We start from the raw sequence: 18,051 nt of genomic DNA on the forward strand, positions 1-18,051 counted from the left end.
ACATGCCTGTCATCACCGACGTGTCCGAAGGCTGCTCGCGGCGCAACCGCGGCTACCGGCTGACGGTCGCGCTTCTCGCAGCCTCGGCGCTCGTGGTGGGGTGTTCCGGCGACGACGAACTGCCCGTACCGTCGGGCGCCGCCACGACCACAACCAACGCGAACGTCTATGAGCAGCAGCGGGCCGAAGCCGTCACAGCCCTGCTCGACAAGCTGTCGAAGGCCGTGACCGCGGGCGACGCCAAGTCCCTGGCCGGTCTGATGGACGACAGTGCCACGCCTGCCTTCCGTAAACGGCTGGAAACCGCGGCGGCAAACTTCGGTGCGCGACCGCAGCGGACGGCGTCTCCGACGACCGGATCGCCGGCCCCATCGGAGAGCCGCGGTCCGTCGCCGGCGCCCGCACGCCCGCTGCCCGACGACTCACGCGGCACCGCGCTGCGCCCCGCGACGTTCAAGTACCAGCTGGTCCTCACCGATGCCGCCGAAATGCAGGCGCCAGAATCGGTCACCGACAAACTGACCGACCAGGGCAGTTCGGACGTCTGGGTGACGCCGGTCGCGTTGCGCTACGCATTGGGGGGCGCGCAGGCACCCGGAATCGACGAACCCGAACTGGACATCGACCAGCGGATGGTGGTCGCGCGCTACGGCGACGACTGGAAAGTCGTCGGTGACGCTACTCTGGTCGGTGGCCGTGCGCCGGCGACAATGCTATGGGAATTTGCCGGGTTGCGCGTCGCCGATGTGCACACAGCCGGCGGTACGTCGGTGATTGCGTCCTACCCGGGTACCGCCGATCTCGTCGACCGCGCCCGGGGCCTTCTGCCCGATGCCGTGCAGGCAGTCGAGTCGTTCTGGGGTTCGCAGTGGCCACGCCGGGTGGCTGTGGTGACCACCGGGACGGCCGGACAGTTCACCGGGTTGTCGGGGGCACCCGAAGCCGACGGCGCGGCGGCCGCGGCAACCGTGTTCACCGGCATCGATGCGGACAAGACGGTCAGGGGCCAGCGGATCGTACTCACACCCAACGCCCGGCAGATCCCGGCGCCCGCACTGGGCGTCGTGCTGCGGCACGAGATCACCCACGTCGCAACCCGGTCGATCACCTCGGTGAAAGCGCCACTGTGGGTCACCGAGGGACTGGCCGAGTACGTCGGGCGCAAGGGGACCTACCGTCGGCTGGCCGACGCCGCACCCGACCTCGCCGCGGCGGTCCGGGCGGGCTCGGCACCCCGCACCCTGCCGACCGACGCCGACTTCGCCGTGTCCGGGCCGAAGGCCGGACTGACCTACCAGTCGGCCTGGTCGCTGTGGGCGTTCATGGCGAGCAAGTTCGGCGAGGACAAGATCAAGAACCTATACCGCAAGGCAGCAGCCGGTGACGCGGCCGCCGCCGATGCCGCGATCGCGTCGGAACTGAAGGTGACCAGCGGCGACCTCGTCACACAGTGGCGTCGTTGGCTGACCCAGGCGACAGCCTGATGCGCCGGACCCTGCTGGTCACCAACGACTTCCCGCCCAGACCCGGTGGCATCCAGTCGTACCTGGAGAACCTGATCGACCGCCTCCCGTCCGACCAGGTCGTGGTGTACGCCCCCCGGTGGCGCGGCTGCGAGGAGTTCGACAGCTGCGCACCGTATTCGGTGGTCCGGCACCGCACCACCCTCATGCTGCCCACGCCGTTCGTCGCACGTCGCGCCGCACGCCTGGTCCGTGAACACGACATCCACACCGTCTGGTTCGGCGCTGCCGCACCACTGGCAATCCTGTCGCCCGCCCTGCGCAAGGCCGGCGCCCAGCGAATCATCGCCTCCACCCACGGGCACGAGGTGGGCTGGTCCATGCTGCCGATCGCCCGACAGATCCTGCGTTTGATCGGCACCAATACCGACGCCATCACCTACGTCAGCAAATACACGCGCAGCCGGTTCTCGGCGGCATTCGGGTCCCGCGCCGCCCTCGAATACCTGCCGCCCGGCGTCGACATCGACAGGTTCGCCCCCGATCCCGATGCCCGCCGGCGCATCCGACAGCAACTCGGACTGGGCGACCGGCCCACCATCTTGTGCCTGTCACGGCTGGTGCCGCGCAAAGGCCAGGACTCGCTCATCCGGGCGCTGCCCGCGATCGCCCGGGAAGTACCTGACGTCGCGCTCGTCATCGCCGGCGGCGGACCCTACGCGGAGAAGCTGCACGAGCTCGCCGACGCGAACGGTACCGGCAAACACGTGGTGTTCGCCGGATCGGTACCTGTCGCAGACCTCGCCGCGTTCCACGCCATGCCCGACGTGTTCGCCATGCCGTGCCGTACCCGGGGCAGGGGACTGGACGTCGAAGGTCTGGGCATCGTCTTCCTCGAAGCCTCGGCATCCGGAATCCCGGTGGTCGCAGGCGATTCCGGCGGCGCACCCGAAACCGTCCGCGACGGCATCACCGGACATGTCGTAGACGGGCGCGACGTCGAGCACCTCGCCGAGACCCTCATCGCAGTCCTGAAAGCTCCCGACCGGGCACGCGAAATGGGCCGCGCCGGACGCGAATTCGCCGTCGAACGCTGGCAGTGGCGGCACATGGCCGCCCGCCTCGACCAACTGTTGTAGAGCTCCCTACTTCTTGTAGATGGCGTCGATGTCGGCGCTGAATTTTTCGGTGACGACGTTGCGTTTGACCTTCAGGGTGGGGGTCATCTCACCCGATTCCTCGCTGAAGTCCGTCGGCAGCACCCGGAACTTCTTGATCGCCTCGGCATGCGAGACCGTCAGGTTGGCCTCATCGACCGCGGCCTGGATCTCAGCGCGTAGATCCGGATCGTCGGCGAGGTCGGCGACGGTTGCGTCGGCTGGTTTGCCGGTGCGTTCCTTCCACGACGGGAACACCTCGGCGTCGATGGTGATCAGTGCGCCGACGAACGGCTTGGCCTCGCCCACCACGAGGGCCTGCGACACCAGCGCCGAGGCGCGGATCACGTCTTCGAGGCCCGACGGGGAGACGTTCTTGCCGCCGGCGGTGACGATGAGTTCCTTCTTACGGCCGGTGATCTTGAGGAAGCCCTCGTCATCGATGGTGCCGATATCGCCGGTGTGGAACCAGCCGTCCTCGATGGCAGCCTCGGTGGCCGTCGGATTCTTCCAGTAGCCGTCGAACACCACACCGCCGTGCAGCATGATTTCGCCGTCGTCGGCGATGCGGGCGCTGTTGCCCGGCAGCGGCCGGCCGACGGTGCCGATCTTGACAGCGCCGGGTGAGTTGACGCTGAACGCGGCCGTGGTCTCGGTCAGGCCGTAACCCTCATAGACGGGGATGCCCACGCCGCTGAAGAAGTGACCGAGACGCGCGCCGAGCGGGGCACCACCGGAGATGGCCATCTCGCACTGCCCACCGAGCGCGGTGCGCAGCTTGCTGTAGACCAGTTTGTCGAAGACCGCGTGCTTGGCCTTGAGGACCAGGCCCGCGCCACCGGTCTGCTCGGCTTCGGAGAAGGCGATCGCGGTGTCGGCCGCGGCGTCGAAGATCTTGCCCTTGCCGCCGTCGTGGGCACCCTGGCGGGCCGTGTTGAACACCTTCTCGAACACGCGCGGCACCGACAGGATCGCCGACGGGCGGAAGTTACCGAACTCGGGAACCAGGTTCTTGATGTCGGCGGTGAAGCCGACCGCGGCACCGCCGTCGATCGCGACGAGCGTAATGGCGTGTGCCAGGACATGTGCGAGCGGCAGGAACATCAGCAGCCGCTTGCCCGGCTCGAGCTGCCGGCCGATGCCGGTGGACAGCGCGGCCCGGCATTCGGAGAGCAGGTTGGCATGGGTGAGGATGCAGCCCTTGGGCCGTCCGGTGGTGCCGGAGGTATAGATGAGCACCCCGGGATCCGCCGAGCGCAGGCCTGTCCGGCGGGCGGCCACCTCGTCGTCGCCGACCTGGGCTCCGAGCGCGGTGAGTTCCTCGATGGCGCCGGGTCCGTCTCCGCCGGTGATCTGGAACGCCCGCACTCCGGCGGCCGACGGCGCGGCCTCGAACTCGGCGCGGTGGCCGGCGTCCTCGAGGACGATCGTGGTGGCTCCGGAGTCGGTCAGGATCCACTCGATCTGGGTGGCCGACGACGAATCGTAGATCGGGACGGGCACACCACCGGCGGCCCAGACTGCGACGTCGATGAGTATCCACTCCAGACGGGTGCGGCTCAGGATCGCGACGCGGTCACCGGGCTGGACGCCCGCGGCGATGAAACCCTTCGCCAGCGCGGTGATCCTGGCGGCGGCGTCGGAGGCCGCCACCGGTACCCACTGGGTGCCGCGTTTGTCGAGGAACACCGCCTGGCCGGGGGAACGCGCAGCGATGTCGAAGATGATGTCGGTGCAGTTCGCGTCGTCGTCGATCGTGAAGTCGGCGGGGACGCTGTATTCGGTGGTCAAGGGTGGCCTTTCTGCTGCCGGTCTCACGAATCGTAGCCCCAATGATGCACGCCACCGGACGAGCGCTGTACCTGGGCACATGGCCATGCGAGTACCAAACTTCGCGGAGCGGGCGTACCGGGCATACACCTCAACACGGCGCCTCGACTTGGCGAGGTGTCTACCGGGCCCGCGGGGCGATATGTGAAGCTAGTGGGCGTGACGAGCATTCAGGTGGCGGACCAGACATTTGTCGCCGCAGCCCCCGAATCCGCGGCCGGTGTGGTCGGTGACAAGGCGTCGTGGCGGCGCTGGTGGCCGGACCTGCGGCTGGAAGTGGTCGAGGACAGGGGCGCCCAGGGCGTCCGATGGCGCGTGTCGGGGCCGTTGACCGGCACGATGGAGATCTGGTGCGAGGAGGTGCTCGACGGCTTCGTCCTGCACTACTTCCTGCATGCCGAGCCTGTCGCGCAATTGCCGGCCGATCCGAGCCGGCTCATGGGTGTGCTCGCCGACCTCAACAAGTCCCGGAGGGTGGCCGGCAAGGTCATGTCGTTCGAGGTCAAAGACCGGCTCGAGCGGGGCCGCGAGGTCGGGTCCCCGGCCGCCGGGGCCGCGTAATGGCCGACAGGACGCAGCAGTCCATCGTCATCGGCGCCGATCCGGAACAGATCCTGGCGGTGATCGCGGACTTCCCGCGGTACCCGGAGTGGGTGTCGGCCGCCCGCAGCGTCGAAGTGCTCGACACCCTTGCTGATGGACGGGCCGCGCAGGTGCGGTTCGATCTGGACGTGGGCATTTTGCAGGACACCTATGTCCTGGCCTACGAGTGGGCCGCGGGCGGTGACGAGGTGTCGTGGCGGTTGGTCAGCAGCAACCTGCAGCGTGACCAACGTGGCCGCTATGTGCTCAGCCAGCAGGTGCCCGGCTCCACCAAGGTCACCTACGAGTTGATGGTCGACCTGCTGGTCCCCATGATCGGACAGCTCAAGCGCCGGGCGGAGAAGGCGATTACCGATACCGCACTCAACGAGTTGAAGAAGAGGGTCGAAGGCTGATCGATCTGACGCCCATCCACATCGTCCTCGGGCCCGCGGGGTCCGGGGTGTCGTCGGTGGCGGCCGCAGGGGCGCTGAACCTGGCGCGTGCGCACCGTTCGGGTGCTGTGGCATCTGAATCCGGGATATCAGAATCCGGGGCATCGGATTCCGGAGCCTCGGGGGGCTGGAGACTGCCCGGCGCCCCCGTGATCCGGCCCGCAACCGGCGACGACGACACGCTGCTGATCACCGTCGACCGACTCTCGGGCACAGCGCGGCGGCTCGGTGTATTCCGGCGCGCCAACGAGGTCGTGCAGGTCTCCGGCGGTCTGTTCCTGCTGGCGTTGGACCGGCTCGCCCTGCTGGAGGCCACGTGGGCACAGTTCGGTGCGATCCTGTCCGGCGCCACCGCACGGTCGGCGATCAAACTCCCCGGCGTCGACGTCGTCGCCGGGGTCGATCCGGGCGAACTGATCGCGCTGCCGGGCATCGAGGACTTTCTGCTGCTGCGGCGGGTCCGCGACGAGGCGACATCCGGGCGCTGGCGGCAGATCGTGCTGGACTGCTCGGGTGCGGGTGATGCGATGGCGTTCCTGCGCACGCCGACGGTACTGCACCAACTCATCAACAGGCTCTGGCCCCGGCATCTGCGGATCGCCGCTGCCGCCGAACGGCCGATGCTCGCGCAGGTTTCGGCAGCGGTGGACGCGATCGACACCGACTGCGTGGACGTGGCCGAACTGATCTGCGATCCGTCGAGCGCGGCGGTCACCCTGGTGGTCGGTGCCGACGACCGGGGGACCGATCTCCTCGAGTCATCGCTGGCGGCGGTCGATCTGATGGGCCTGGCGTTGCGATCGGTGATGCTCAACCGTGCCGGGCAAGGGACGCGGGCCGGTGACGACTCCGGCGTAGCGTCGGCTGGTCAGGGCGGGCCGGATCCTCTCGTCGCGGGGATGCGGGCGGTCCTGGCATCCGACGAGTCCGGCGGGGTACGGGTGCACGAACTGGCGACGGCACCTGCCCCGCTGGATCGTCCGGCGCGGTTGCGCAAGCTCGGTGTCGTGCTCGACGCACCGTCGGGCCGGGGCCACGGGACGTCGACCGCGCAGGTCTCCACCCTGTCCGGCACCGGATTGGATTCCCGTTTCGAGATGGTGTGGCGCCAGCGGCTACCCGACCCGGATACGCTCGGGCTGGGTCGCGCCGGCGACGATCTGCTGGTCACCGTCGACGGCTTCCGGTATCCGGTGCGGTTGCCGTCGGTGCTGCGGCGCTGCGACGCGATCGACGCACACTGGGACGGAGAGCGATTGCACATCGTATTCGCACCCGACCCGGCCGTGTGGCCGGTACGGTGAACCGCCATGTCCGCCGATCGTGGACAGGGTGCCGTTTCACAGTGCGGCCGCGGCTTGCGGTGTAGCGTGTGCACACCGGTCGGGCACATGACCGGATGGGGCACACGACTATTTCGGCCGCATCGAAATCTGGGAGGACCGGGGACTCCGGCCGGACACGTGAGGAATCGCGAGAGACGATGACCAGCAACGGTGAGGACACCGGGGGAGCCCACCAGAGCGCCTCGGGCGCGGACGGTGGCACGGACGTGGTCCGCGACCTGCTGCTCAGCCTGGCGACCAACATCGACACCATCGCGTCGATGTTCGCCCCGCCCGGGCACCCGGCGGCGCGACCGTCGGCCGGAGCCGACGTCACCGCCCCCACGACGGCCGGTGGAGTGCCGTTCGCCTCGTCCACGTCCGGAGTGGATGGTCAGGCCGGTGCCCAGGTCCCGATCGGCGACTACCTTGCCGAGGCATCGGGCGAGATCGCGACGCTGCTGGTGGAGCTGGGGGATCTGCTGGCCCGGCTCCTGACCGCGCTGATCGCGGTCCTCGAAGCCGTTGTCCGCGCGTTGCAGGCCGACTCTGCCCAGCCGTCCGGGCCGCGGGTGCACACCGCGTATGCGCCGATAACCGTACGCGTGAACCGCGGATCGGCGACGTGATGGCAACGCTGACGATCGGCATCGACATCGGCGGCACCAGCGTGCGGGCCTCGGTGGTCGATGACAAAGGTGCGATGCTCGACACGCTGCGCGCGGCCACCCCGCCGACCGCCGACGCCCTCGAACACTGCCTGGACCGGCTCGTCGGCGAACTGGTGTCGCGATGGGCGGTCAAGGCGGTCGGGCTGGCGATCGCCGGATTTCTGACCAGGGACCGGCAGATAGTCCGGTTCGCACCGCATCTGCCATGGCGTGAGGCGTCGGTGGCCGCCGAGATGTCCGCCCGTATCGGCCTGCCGGTGTTCGCCGAACACGACGCCAACGCGGCGGCCGTCGCGGAATACCGGTACGGGGCGGCGGCCCGCGGACACAACTCGCTGGTGCTGGCGATCGGGACCGGCATCGGTTCGGGCCTGATCCTCGACGGCGAGATCTACCGGGGCAGTTTCGGAGTGGCGCCCGAGCTGGGACACCTGACGATCGTGCCGGGCGGGCGACGGTGCTCGTGCGGCAAGGCCGGGTGCTGGGAACGGTACTGCAGTGGAACTGCGCTGGTGGACACGGTCATCGAACTGCTCGCCAACGGTGACTGGGGACGCAGTGCGCTTGCCGCCGACGTCGCCGCCGATCCGGGCTCACTGACCGGCAGGCGGGTCGCGCGGGCCGCGGCGGACGGTGACGCGGTCGCGCTTGCCGCCTATTCCCAGCTCGCCCTCTCGCTGGGACAGGGGCTGGCAATGATCGCCGACATCTTCGACCCGGATCTGATCGTGCTGGCCGGTGGCGTGGGCGCCTCGTCGGGTCTGTTCCTCGATGAGGCGCGCGAGCACTACGCACGGCTGGTGACCGGCGCCGGGTACCGGCAACTGGCCAGGATCCGGGGCACACAGCTCGGCGAGGCCGCGGGGGTGATCGGGGCGGCCGAGGTCGCGCGGCAGGGGATCGGGGCCACCGACCCGCGGTTCGTCACCGTTTCGGCCCCGGCGCCGGTCCGGGCCCTCGGCGAAACGGGTTCCCGGTAGTCGCACGGACGTCGCCCGGGTGTTCGGGTACTGCGGCAGGTAAGGTTTTCGGGAGTGATTCGGCGCGGCGACAGGGAGCACGGGGATGTGGTACTACCTCTTCAAATACGTTTTTCTGGGCCCGCTCCTGCGCGTTCTCGGGCGTCCGCGTATCGAGGGGCTGGAGAACATTCCCGACGACGGACCCGCCATTCTGGCGAGCAATCATCTCGCGGTGATGGACAGCTTCTTCCTGCCGTTGATGGTCCACCGGCGGATCTACTTCCTTGCCAAGAGTGAGTATTTCACCGGGTCGGGCCTCAAAGGCGGTTTCCAGCGGTGGTTCTTCACCGCGGTGGGGCAGATTCCCATCGATCGCTCCGGAGCCGAGGCGGCCGCGGGTGCTCTCGGCGCCGCCCGTCGTCAGCTGGACAAGGGGGAGTTGATGGGCATGTACCCGGAGGGCACCCGCTCGCCGGACGGCCGCCTCTACAAGGGCAAGACGGGTCTGGCGCGGATCGCACTCGATGCCGGCGTACCGGTGATCCCGGTCGCGATGATCAACACCCACAAGCTGAACCCGCCCGGATCGATCCTGCCGCGGCCGGCCAAGATCGTCGTGAGAGTCGGTAAGCCGCTGGACTTCTCACGGTACGACGGGTTGCAGGGCAACAGGTTCATCGAGCGTGCGATCACCGACGAGATCATGTACAACCTGATGGAACTGTCCGGGCAGCAGTACGTCGACATCTACGCGGCGTCGCTGAAAAACGCACCGGCACAATCGGGTTCGTCCCCCGACGGTGGCGGCGACCGGGGCAGTACCCCCGCTGCGGCGTGACGCGCGCGATGAAGTTCTTCTACGACACGGAATTCATCGAGGACGGCACGACCATCGACCTGATCTCGGTCGGCGTCGTCGGTGAGGATGGGCGCGAATTCTACGCGGTGTCAACCGAATTCGACCCCGGTAAGGCAGGTGATTGGGTTCGGGCCAACGTACTGCCCAAGCTGCCGTCGCCGTCATCGAAGGCCTGGCGTTCGCGCCGGGCCATCCGCGACGAACTCCTGGACTTCCTCACCGCCGACGGCTCGGACATCGAACTCTGGGCCTGGATCGGTGCGTACGACCATGTCGCGATCTGTCAGCTGTGGGGCAGCATGACCGCACTGCCACGGCCGATGCCGCGGTTCACCCGGGAACTCAAACAGCACTGGGAGTCGGCGGGCAGACCCGCGCTGCCGCCCGCACCCGACGACGCGCACGACGCGCTCAGCGATGCCCGACACAACCTGCGCAGGTGGGAGGCCATCGAGTCCGCCGGATATGCCGCCGGCTGACCACGCATAGCCGGGGACTTCGCGGCCGGTAAGCCCGGTGGCCGGGCGACCGGATCAGGTCGTCTACCCTTGTCTGGTGGTGAACTGGACCGTAGACGTTCCGATTGACGAGCTTCCCGAGCTGCCCCCGCTTCCCGGTGACCTGCAGGCGCGTTTCGATGACGCGATCAGCCGTCCCGCCCTGCAGCAGCCGAGCTGGCCGCAGGACGAGGCGCGCAAGATGCGCACGGTCCTCGAGAGCGTTCCGCCGATCTGCATGCCGGCCGAGGTCGAATCGCTCTCCGCGCAGCTCGCCGAGGTCGCCGAAGGCCGTGCCTTCCTACTGCAGGGCGGGGACTGTGCCGAGACCTTCGCCGCCAACACCGAACCCCACATCAAGGCCAACATCCGCACCTTGCTGCAGATGGCCGTCGCCCTCACCTACGGCGCGAGCGTTCCCGTGGTCAAGGTGGCCCGTATCGCCGGCCAGTACGCCAAACCACGCTCGGCCAACACCGACTCGCTCGGCCTGCTCTCCTACCGGGGAGACATGGTCAACGGATTCGAAGCCGACGAGCAGGCCCGTGTGCACGATCCCTCCCGCCTGGTCCGGGCCTACGCCAATGCCGCGGCCGCGATGAACCTCGTGCGTGCCCTGACCGGTTCGGAGGCCGACCTCTACCGGGTCCACGACTGGAACCAGGAGTTCGTCCGGACCTCGCCGGCCGGCGCCCGGTACGAGGCACTCGCCGCCGAGATCGATCGCGGCCTGCGATTCATGGACGCGTGTGGCGTCACCGATTCGAGCCTCAAGAGTGCCGCGATCTTCGCCTCCCACGAAGCGCTCGTCATCGACTACGAACGGGCGATGCTGCGCCTGGCCGATCATCCCAAGAGCGACGAACAGCGTCTCTACGATCTGTCGGCCCACTTCCTGTGGATCGGTGAGCGGACCCGCCAGCTCGACGGGGCGCACATCGCGTTCGCCGAGCTCATCGCCAATCCCATCGGGGTGAAGATCGGGCCCACGACCACCCCCGAACAGGCCGCCGAGTACGTCAAGAAGCTCGACCCGAACAACACCCCCGGGCGCCTCACCCTCGTCGCCCGGATGGGCAACGGCAAGGTGCGCGAAGTGCTGCCACCCATTGTCGCCGCAGTCGAGGCCACCGGCCACAAGGTGATCTGGCAGTGCGATCCGATGCACGGCAACACCCACGAATCGTCGACCGGCTACAAGACCCGGCACTTCGACCGGATCGTCGACGAGGTGCAGGGCTTCTTCGAGGTACACCGGGCCCTCGGCAGTCATCCGGGTGGCGTGCACGTCGAACTGACCGGAGAGGACGTCACCGAATGTCTGGGCGGTGCCCAGGACATCTCCGACGTCGACCTCGCCGGACGGTACGAAACGGCATGCGACCCGCGCCTGAACACCCAGCAGTCGCTGGAGTTGGCCTTCCTCGTCGCCGAGATGCTCCGCGGCTAACGCCGAACCGTCACACGATGCCGGTACGCGGCCGCATCAGCCGAACAGGTGGGAGCCGACGAACCAGCCGAGAGCGCCCGCACCCGCCGCCGCCAGAATGACCAAGAACAACCACAATGTGGGGATCAACGTGGCCGCACTGTCGGTCGTCGGCAACGAAGGGGCTGCGGGTTCGACGTCATCGATGCCCGTGTCGTCGGCCTCGATATCGTCGTCCGGACGGTCCATCAGCGACGAAGTGTGCGGGCCAGGCGCTTGCGGGTTGCCCGGGGCGCCGACCGGCAACCGCCGGGGATCAGCCACCGGCACGCCCGGCACGCCGGCAGGCGGATGTTGCCCCATCTGCAGCGACCGGTTACGGGCAATGATCATCCGTTCAACCGAATGACGCGGTGGCGGAACGGTGAACGGCGGCAGATCAAGGTCGTCGGCCGCCCGCAGGATGGCCTCGCGCATCGCGAAACCGTCCGGATACCGTGCCGCCGGATTGCGTTCGGTGGCACGCAGCACCACCTCATCCAGTTCCGGTGGAACTCCGGTGATCACATCGCCGGGAGCCGGGACGTCGTAGCTGAGCCGCTGGTACGCCAGTGCCAGTGGAGTATCGCCCCGGAACGGGGTGCGCCCGGTCAGCATCTCGAAGATCAGCACACCCATCGAATACACGTCACTGCGCGCATCGGCGGTCGTCGACTCCACCTGCTCGGGCGACAGGTACGCCGCCGTCCCCAGGATCACGCTCGCCGACGTCACACCTGCCTCGGCCACTGCCCGCACCAGACCGAAATCGGCGACCTTCACCTCACCGTGTTCGGAGATCAGCACGTTTTCCGGCTTCACGTCACGATGCACGAGACCGGCCCGATGCGCCGTCCCCAGCGCACCCAGCACCGGGTCTGCCACCGCCACCACCGCATGCGGCGGCATCGGGCCGCGCTCGCGCAGCAACTCGCGCAGACTTCCGCCCTCCACCAGTTCCATCACCAGAAACGCGGTACCGAAGTCGACACTCTGGTCGTAGACCGCCACCAGACCCGGATGTCGCAGACCCGCCACCGCGCGCGCCTCGAACTCGAACCGCCGCAGGAAGAGAGCATCCGAACCGTACCGGGCGTCCATCACCTTGATCGCCACCGCCCGGCCCAGCCTCAGGTCCACACCCAGATACACGGCCGACATCCCGCCCCGGGCGATCAACGCATCGATGCGGTACCGGCCCTCCATCGAGGTACCGATGAGCGGATCAGGGAAAGCGGTCACAGGGGAAGAATCTACCGGTGGCACGGTATCCTCGTGCCGTGGCATCACTACCGTTGACCGCGGACACCGCACTGCCCGACGGCACCGACACCCTCACCGTCGAACAGGTCGCCCAGCACCTCGGGGTCTCCGCGGGCCGGGTGCGCACCCTCATCCGCGACTACAACCTCTTCGCGGTCTCCCTCGGCGGCCAACCCGCCGTCCCCGCACTCTTCTTCGACGACGACGGCATCGCCAAGCACTACACCGGACTCGTCCACATCCTTCTCGACGGCGGCTTCACCCGCGACGAGGCGCTGCACTGGATGTTCACCACCATCGACGATCTCGGTATCCACCCGGCCCAGGCCATCCACACCCACTCGGCGCGCGAGGTGATCCGCCGCGCCCAGGCCCTAGCGCTGTAAGAGCGCCGCCGCGCCCACCGCCAGCTTGCGGGGGGTGGGGACGACGGCTCGGGCAGCCATCACCTCATAGCCGGAACGTTCGATCTCGCAGAGGATCTCGGAGTAGGCGGCCGCGGCGACGGCGATCGCCGGGCGGGTCCGGCGGGGGAGCCGGGCGATACCGGGTTCGGCTCGGCGGTAGATGTCGCGGTTGACCGCGATCAGGTGCGCCAGCGCCCGGCGCAGCGGCGCAGACGTCGTGCGGGAGGCCTGACATCGCCGCAGATGCGCCTCGTCGACACCGAATGCCGCGAGCTCGTCCATGGGCAGGTAGATCCGGTCGCGCTGCAGATCCTCGGCGACGTCCCGCAGGAAATTCGTCAATTGGAAGGCGTCACCGAGTGCCCGCGCCGCAGTCCGCACCTGATTGTCGGGTTCGGCGATGCCGAGGACCGGGAGCATCTGTTCGCCGATGATCGCCGCCGAACCGTCGGTGTATTCGGATAGTTCGGCCAGGGTGCGGTAGCGGTTGCGGAACAGTGGCGAACCGGGCGAGTCCATCCGCATCGACCGCATGAACGCACCGAAAGTCCGGGCCGGAATACCGAATCGGTGCACGGTGTCGGCGAGGGCGGCGACGATCTCGGTCAACGGATCGTCCGGACCGGGCGTACCGGGTTCGGGCGCGGCACCGAGGCTGAGCGCGCGGGTCAGCAGGGTTTCGGCGTGATCGAGTTCGGTGAGCCGGGCACTGTCGGTCACACCGTCACCGGGCGTATCGACGATGTCGTCGACGAAGCGGGCGAATCCGTACAGCGCGTACACCGCCCCCCTGCTGTCACGGGGCAGAAGCGACGCCGCCAGATGGTAGGTGCGACCGTGTTCGGCGGTGAGCGCCGCCGCACGGCGATAGCCGCAGGCGACCGTGGCGGACACCGGGCGAGGGTTCATGCTGTCGTGGTGGTTCGGGAGGGGCGCACGATCCGGCCCAACCGCAACGGATCGCGCCGGGTCAGCGATGCCGCCGCCAGCACCGAGACCGCCAGAGCCGGAAGCAGGTACGCGGGCCGGTAGAACCAGATCGAATCGTCGGGCTGGTACACCACCAGCATGAACGTCGACACCCCCACCACGAACATCCGCACCCGATCCGGCAGCGTGAACGCCACCGCCAGACACAGCGTCCACGTGTAGTACCAGGGCAGCGTCGACGGTTCGAGCAGCAGCACGGCCACCATCGACCAGACCATGCCGGCCACGGCCGACCGCTCGTCGCGGCGGCTCCACCACCACAGACCGACGAGGATCAGTGCCAGGCATACCGCGCCGATACCGCGGGTCACCGGCAGCACCTCCTGCAGGTTCAGCGCGGTGAACGGTGCCGCCACCCAGGTGACGACATGCCCGACGGCGGTGGGGACGGTGAACCAGTTGATGATCCGGGCGGCCCAGCTCAGCCCGTGCAGCCAGCCGAATCCGAGCCCGAGGAGCAGCGTCCACGCCCCGAACACGGCAGCCGGGACCGCGACGACGCAGGCGAACACCCGCACCCGGTCGCCGGCCGTCACGTCCCGGTCATTCGCCTCCCGGTCGTTCGCCTCCCGGGGGCCGGCCCGACGTTCGGAACGCAGGTGCGACAACCAGATCCACACCACGAACGGGACCGCGACGCCGGCGGTCACTTTGATCGACGCGGCCAGCCCCAATACCGCCAGACCCGCGACATGTTTGCCGTCCACCGCGAGTACGACTCCGACGACCAGCACGCCCATCATCAGCAGTTCCACGTGTGGCCCGCCGATCAGATGGATCAGCACCATCGGATTGAACAGCACCAGCCACAGCCCGGCCTGGCCCGATGCACCGAAATGCGCTGCCAGCCGCGGGATCGCCCACAGCGCCAGGAACAGGCCCGGCAGCAACACCAGGCGCATCGCCAGTACACCCAGGATCACGTGGTCGCCGGTGACCTCGACGACGGCGCGGCCCAGACCCATGAACAGCGGCCCGTACGGGGCGGTGGTCGCCGCCCACACCTGCGCCATGCTGTCGAGCAGCGGCCCCGGATAGTGTGCGGGACCGTCGGTGTACGGATTGAAGCCCTCGCGCAGGACGGCGGATTGGGCGAGGTAGGCGTACACGTCGCGGCTGTAGAGCGGTGCGGCCACCACCAGCGGTGCCGCCCAGAGCATTACGGCTTTGCGCAACGACGACACGCTCAGGTCCGCGTCGTCGGCGCGTGTGGCCGTCAGGCGCCGACCGAGGCGAACCCACGCGTAGACCATCGCCCCCACGCCGGACCAGAACACGATGGCCGACAACGTCTTTCCGTGTCCGTAAGACACCCATGCCAGTCCTGAATCGGTCACCACCGGCGAGTTGCGGGGCAGGTCGCCCATCCCGAAGCTGCCCAGGCACACCAGCAGTGCGCCGACGGCACCCAGATGAAGGATCCGTCGGGTGCTCACGAGCGGTCCCAGGATTCGAGAACCCGCTCGGCGGCGAGGCGGCCGGAGATCAGCACCGGCGGAATCCCCACGCCCGGAATGGTGGCCGACCCGGCCAGCAGCAGATTCGGTAACGACGGCCAGGCGTTGGGGGTGCGCAGCGGACCGGTCTGCGTCAGGGTGTGCGCGGCGCCGAACGGGGTACCGGCCGGCAACCCGGATCCGGCCCAGGTACGTGGGGTGTCGACCCGCTCGATGCGCAGACCGGCGACGATGCCGCCGAAACCGCGGTCTTCGAGGGTTCGCAGACATTCGGCGACGTAGGGATCGGTGATCGCGTCCCAGGCCAGGTCGGCGGTGTGCAGGTTGGGGCACGGTGCCAGCATCGATACGGCCTCGACCTCGCTCAACGCCGGATCAGCGGCGATGTAGCCGTCCGGGTCGGAGAAGGCGGGGCGGGTGATCAGGAACGACGGATCCCGCATGAGCCGCCCCGGCTTGCCGATCAGGTCGTCGAATGTCTCGGCCCACGCCTGTCCGAAGGAGATCGTGTGGTGATGTCCGGGCCACGACGAGGTGACCGACCGGGGGACGATGCCGTGCACGACGACGGCGCTCGGGGAATAGCGCACCCGCCGCCATCGTGGGCCGCGCGGCAGCGGCCTGCCGAGCAGGCTCGCGACCACCGGCGGCGGCACGGTCGCGACCACGGCGTCGGCGGCGATGAAGCCGGTGTCCGTGCTCACCCCGGTGACCCGGTGTCCGGAGGTGACGATGCGCGTGGCGGTCGTCGACAGGCGCAGGTCGCCGCCGGTGTCGGTCAGGGCATCGGCGAGGACCGAGCCGACACGCCCGATCCCGCCCCGCGGATGCCACACCCCACGGCCGATGTCCATCTGCGCGATCACGCCGTAGATCGCGGCGGCCCGTTGCGGCGGCACCCCCGCGTACAGCGCCTGGAAGGTGAACAGCCGCTGCAGCCGTTCGTCGGAGATGAACGAGGACACCTTTGACGACATGTCGGTCAGGCCGCCCAGGCGTAGCAGCGTCGCCGCGTCGGTGAGGGTGCGGCGATCGGCGAACTCGCGCGGTCGGTGGAAATTACGGTCGATGAACGTCCCGAATTCGGCGTCGTACAACTGTCGCAGCCATCCGAACAGCCGCCCGGTCCCGGCCGCGTCGCGTTCCCCGAGCCGGGCGGCGATCTCGGCCTCGACGGCGTCGGTCCCCCGCGGCAGTGTCAGTTCGGTGCCGTCGGTGAAGGTCGCCACATATGTGGGGTCCACGGGCACCAGATCCAGCCTCAGCCATGCCTCGTCCGCGGGCACCCCCACATCGGCGAGGGCGCCGACGATCAGCTCCGGCATCGTCAGCACCGTCGCACCGGTATCGCAGCGCGGACCGGCCGGTAGTTGTTCGGTGCGGACCAGGCCACCGGGGGTGGCGCCGCGCTCGACGACCGTGACGCGGCAGCCGGTACCGCGCAGACGCAGCGCCGCGGTCAGTCCGGACAATCCGGCGCCGACCACCACCACATGCCGACCCTCGTTGGCGGTCACTTCTGCCGGTGTCCGAGCCGATGACCGAGAGCGGACAGTTCGGAGCGGACCGAGCTATCGACGTCCAATGCGCCGACAGTGGCCTGCGCGCGTTCGTCGAGGTGGTCGATCCGCTGCTCCATGTCGGCCACCGCACCGACGTCGATCAGGATCGACCGGGCCCGGTCCAGTTCGTCCGGCGACAGTTGTCGGCCGATGAGGCCGCGCAGTTCACCGCCCGCGGTGGCGCCGGCCCGGTTCAGCCCGATGGCGATGAGCGCGGTGCGTTTGCCGGCCACCAGGTCGTCGCCGGACGGCTTGCCGGTCTGTTCGGGATCGCCGAACACGCCCAGCAGATCGTCACGCAACTGAAAGGCGATCCCCAGGTCGTGCCCGATGCTGCGCAGGGCGTCGATCAGTCCGGGGGAGCCGCTCGCGAGGGTGGCCCCGAGTTCGAGCGGACGGGCCACCGTGTAGGCGGCCGTCTTGAACTCCATCACCCGGTAGGCGGCGCTCACCGACTCGTTGCCCCGGCTCTCGTTGACGATGTCGAGGATCTGGCCGCCCAGGACCTCGGTGCGCATCGCGGCCCACACCGCGCCTGCCCGGCGGGCCACACCGCGACGCAGCGTTCCCGCGGGCAGTTCCTCGGCCACTCCGACACCGTGGAACAGGTCGTCGGCCCACGACAGTGCCAGGTCACCGATCAGGATCGCCCCGGCCACCCCGAACGCCGCGGCGTCGCCGGACCAGCCCGCGCCGGTGTGCGTCGACTCGATATCGCGGTGGATGGTCGGGCGACCGCGCCGGGTGTCGGATCGGTCGATGATGTCGTCGTGGATGAGCGCGCAGGCCTGGATCAGTTCGATCGCCGCGCCGGCCCGCAGCGCCTCGGCCGGATCGGCGGTGTCGCCGGGCGCGGTGGGCCGGCCCGATTCGGACATGCCGCAGCACCACCCCGCGTACAGCAGCGTCGGCCGGATCCGCTTGCCGCCGTTCATGGTGAACTCACGCAGCATCGTCGCCGAATCACCGACCACCGGGTCGATGGCCGCCGCATGGGGGATCGCCCGGCCGAAGAAGTCATCGAGCACGCTGCCGACGGCGGCCGGAACCTCATTGAGGCCTGCTGGTGCTTCGAACCGGTCAACCGGATGTGCGGACGTCAC

Annotated in this window: 17 protein-coding genes; 11 read left to right on the plus strand and 6 right to left on the minus strand. The window is 68.8% G+C overall.

Annotated features, from left to right (window positions below):
- Positions 1-2: 2 nt before the first annotated feature.
- Both KDB67_RS04590 and KDB67_RS04595 read left to right on the plus strand, forming a co-directional pair.
- Positions 3-1,484, plus strand: coding sequence for a hypothetical protein (locus KDB67_RS04590; RefSeq protein WP_291012933.1), 1,482 nt, complete (start codon positions 3-5; stop codon positions 1,482-1,484).
- Entirely contained in the window at positions 1,484-2,602 is a 1,119-nt protein-coding gene (locus KDB67_RS04595; RefSeq protein ID WP_291013027.1) for a glycosyltransferase family 4 protein, read from the plus strand. Before KDB67_RS04590 ends, KDB67_RS04595 begins: the two co-directional genes overlap by 1 nt.
- Positions 2,603-2,608: 6 nt before the next feature.
- On the opposite strand, the gene KDB67_RS04600 is transcribed toward KDB67_RS04595, so the two are convergent.
- Positions 2,609-4,411, minus strand: coding sequence for a long-chain fatty acid--CoA ligase (locus tag KDB67_RS04600; RefSeq protein WP_291012935.1), 1,803 nt, complete (start codon positions 4,409-4,411; stop codon positions 2,609-2,611).
- 183 nt (positions 4,412-4,594) lie between these two features.
- On the opposite strand from KDB67_RS04600, the gene KDB67_RS04605 reads away from it, so the two are divergent.
- The 8 genes from KDB67_RS04605 (at position 4,595) to KDB67_RS04640 (ending at position 11,251) form a co-directional block, all read left to right on the plus strand.
- Complete coding sequence (locus KDB67_RS04605; protein WP_291013029.1) at positions 4,595-5,011, plus strand: hypothetical protein; 417 nt, start codon at positions 4,595-4,597, stop codon at positions 5,009-5,011.
- Complete coding sequence (locus KDB67_RS04610; protein ID WP_291012938.1) at positions 5,011-5,448, plus strand: SRPBCC family protein; 438 nt, start codon at positions 5,011-5,013, stop codon at positions 5,446-5,448. The genes KDB67_RS04605 and KDB67_RS04610 overlap by 1 nt, the downstream gene beginning before the upstream one ends.
- A gap of 56 nt (positions 5,449-5,504) precedes the next feature.
- Positions 5,505-6,791, plus strand: coding sequence for an ArsA-related P-loop ATPase (locus KDB67_RS04615; RefSeq protein ID WP_324384753.1), 1,287 nt, complete (start codon positions 5,505-5,507; stop codon positions 6,789-6,791).
- Between the two features lie 179 nt (positions 6,792-6,970).
- Positions 6,971-7,441 (plus strand): hypothetical protein, encoded by a 471-nt coding sequence (locus tag KDB67_RS04620; protein WP_291012940.1) that lies wholly within the window; start codon positions 6,971-6,973, stop codon positions 7,439-7,441.
- Complete coding sequence (locus KDB67_RS04625) at positions 7,441-8,463, plus strand: ROK family protein (RefSeq protein WP_291012942.1); 1,023 nt, start codon at positions 7,441-7,443, stop codon at positions 8,461-8,463. The genes KDB67_RS04620 and KDB67_RS04625 overlap by 1 nt, the downstream gene beginning before the upstream one ends.
- 85 nt (positions 8,464-8,548) lie before the next feature.
- The gene (locus tag KDB67_RS04630) at positions 8,549-9,283 is read left to right on the plus strand and encodes a lysophospholipid acyltransferase family protein (protein ID WP_291012944.1); all 735 of its coding nucleotides are present in this window, start codon (positions 8,549-8,551) and stop codon (positions 9,281-9,283) included.
- A gap of 8 nt (positions 9,284-9,291) precedes the next feature.
- Positions 9,292-9,783 carry a polyadenylate-specific 3'-exoribonuclease AS gene (locus KDB67_RS04635; protein WP_291013033.1) on the plus strand — a complete coding sequence of 164 codons (492 nt, stop codon included), beginning with the start codon at positions 9,292-9,294 and terminating at the stop codon, positions 9,781-9,783.
- A 76-nt stretch (positions 9,784-9,859) separates the two neighbouring features.
- A complete protein-coding gene (locus KDB67_RS04640) occupies positions 9,860-11,251 on the plus strand; it encodes a class II 3-deoxy-7-phosphoheptulonate synthase (RefSeq protein ID WP_291012946.1) in 1,392 nt (463 codons plus the stop codon).
- Between the two features lie 36 nt (positions 11,252-11,287).
- Here the strand turns inward: KDB67_RS04640 and KDB67_RS04645 are convergent, their stop codons facing one another.
- On the minus strand, positions 11,288-12,556 hold the full coding sequence (locus tag KDB67_RS04645) for a protein kinase (RefSeq protein ID WP_291012949.1): 1,269 nt from the start codon (positions 12,554-12,556) through the stop codon (positions 11,288-11,290).
- On the opposite strand from KDB67_RS04645, the gene KDB67_RS04650 reads away from it, so the two are divergent.
- Positions 12,550-12,918, plus strand: a complete 369-nt coding sequence (locus tag KDB67_RS04650) for an Rv2175c family DNA-binding protein (protein WP_291012951.1) — start codon at positions 12,550-12,552, stop codon at positions 12,916-12,918. The two genes, KDB67_RS04645 and KDB67_RS04650, sit on opposite strands and share 7 nt — an antisense overlap.
- Here KDB67_RS04650 and KDB67_RS04655 read toward each other — a convergent pair.
- From KDB67_RS04655 to KDB67_RS04670, 4 genes are read right to left on the minus strand one after another with little or no spacing between them, the layout of a single operon-like run.
- The gene (locus tag KDB67_RS04655; protein ID WP_324384747.1) at positions 12,907-13,833 is read right to left on the minus strand and encodes a phytoene/squalene synthase family protein; all 927 of its coding nucleotides are present in this window, start codon (positions 13,831-13,833) and stop codon (positions 12,907-12,909) included. The genes KDB67_RS04650 and KDB67_RS04655 overlap by 12 nt on opposite strands.
- An 11-nt stretch (positions 13,834-13,844) precedes the next feature.
- Positions 13,845-15,365 (minus strand): alpha-(1->6)-mannopyranosyltransferase A, encoded by a 1,521-nt coding sequence (locus KDB67_RS04660; protein ID WP_291012957.1) that lies wholly within the window; start codon positions 15,363-15,365, stop codon positions 13,845-13,847.
- The gene (crtI, locus tag KDB67_RS04665; RefSeq protein ID WP_291012960.1) at positions 15,362-16,903 is read right to left on the minus strand and encodes a phytoene desaturase family protein; all 1,542 of its coding nucleotides are present in this window, start codon (positions 16,901-16,903) and stop codon (positions 15,362-15,364) included. The genes KDB67_RS04660 and crtI overlap by 4 nt, the downstream gene beginning before the upstream one ends.
- Positions 16,900-18,051, minus strand: coding sequence for a polyprenyl synthetase family protein (locus tag KDB67_RS04670; RefSeq protein WP_291012963.1), 1,152 nt, complete (start codon positions 18,049-18,051; stop codon positions 16,900-16,902). The genes crtI and KDB67_RS04670 overlap by 4 nt, the downstream gene beginning before the upstream one ends.

This window comes from Gordonia sp. (in: high G+C Gram-positive bacteria) (genome assembly GCF_020438995.1).
Taxonomy (GTDB): domain Bacteria; phylum Actinomycetota; class Actinomycetes; order Mycobacteriales; family Mycobacteriaceae; genus Gordonia.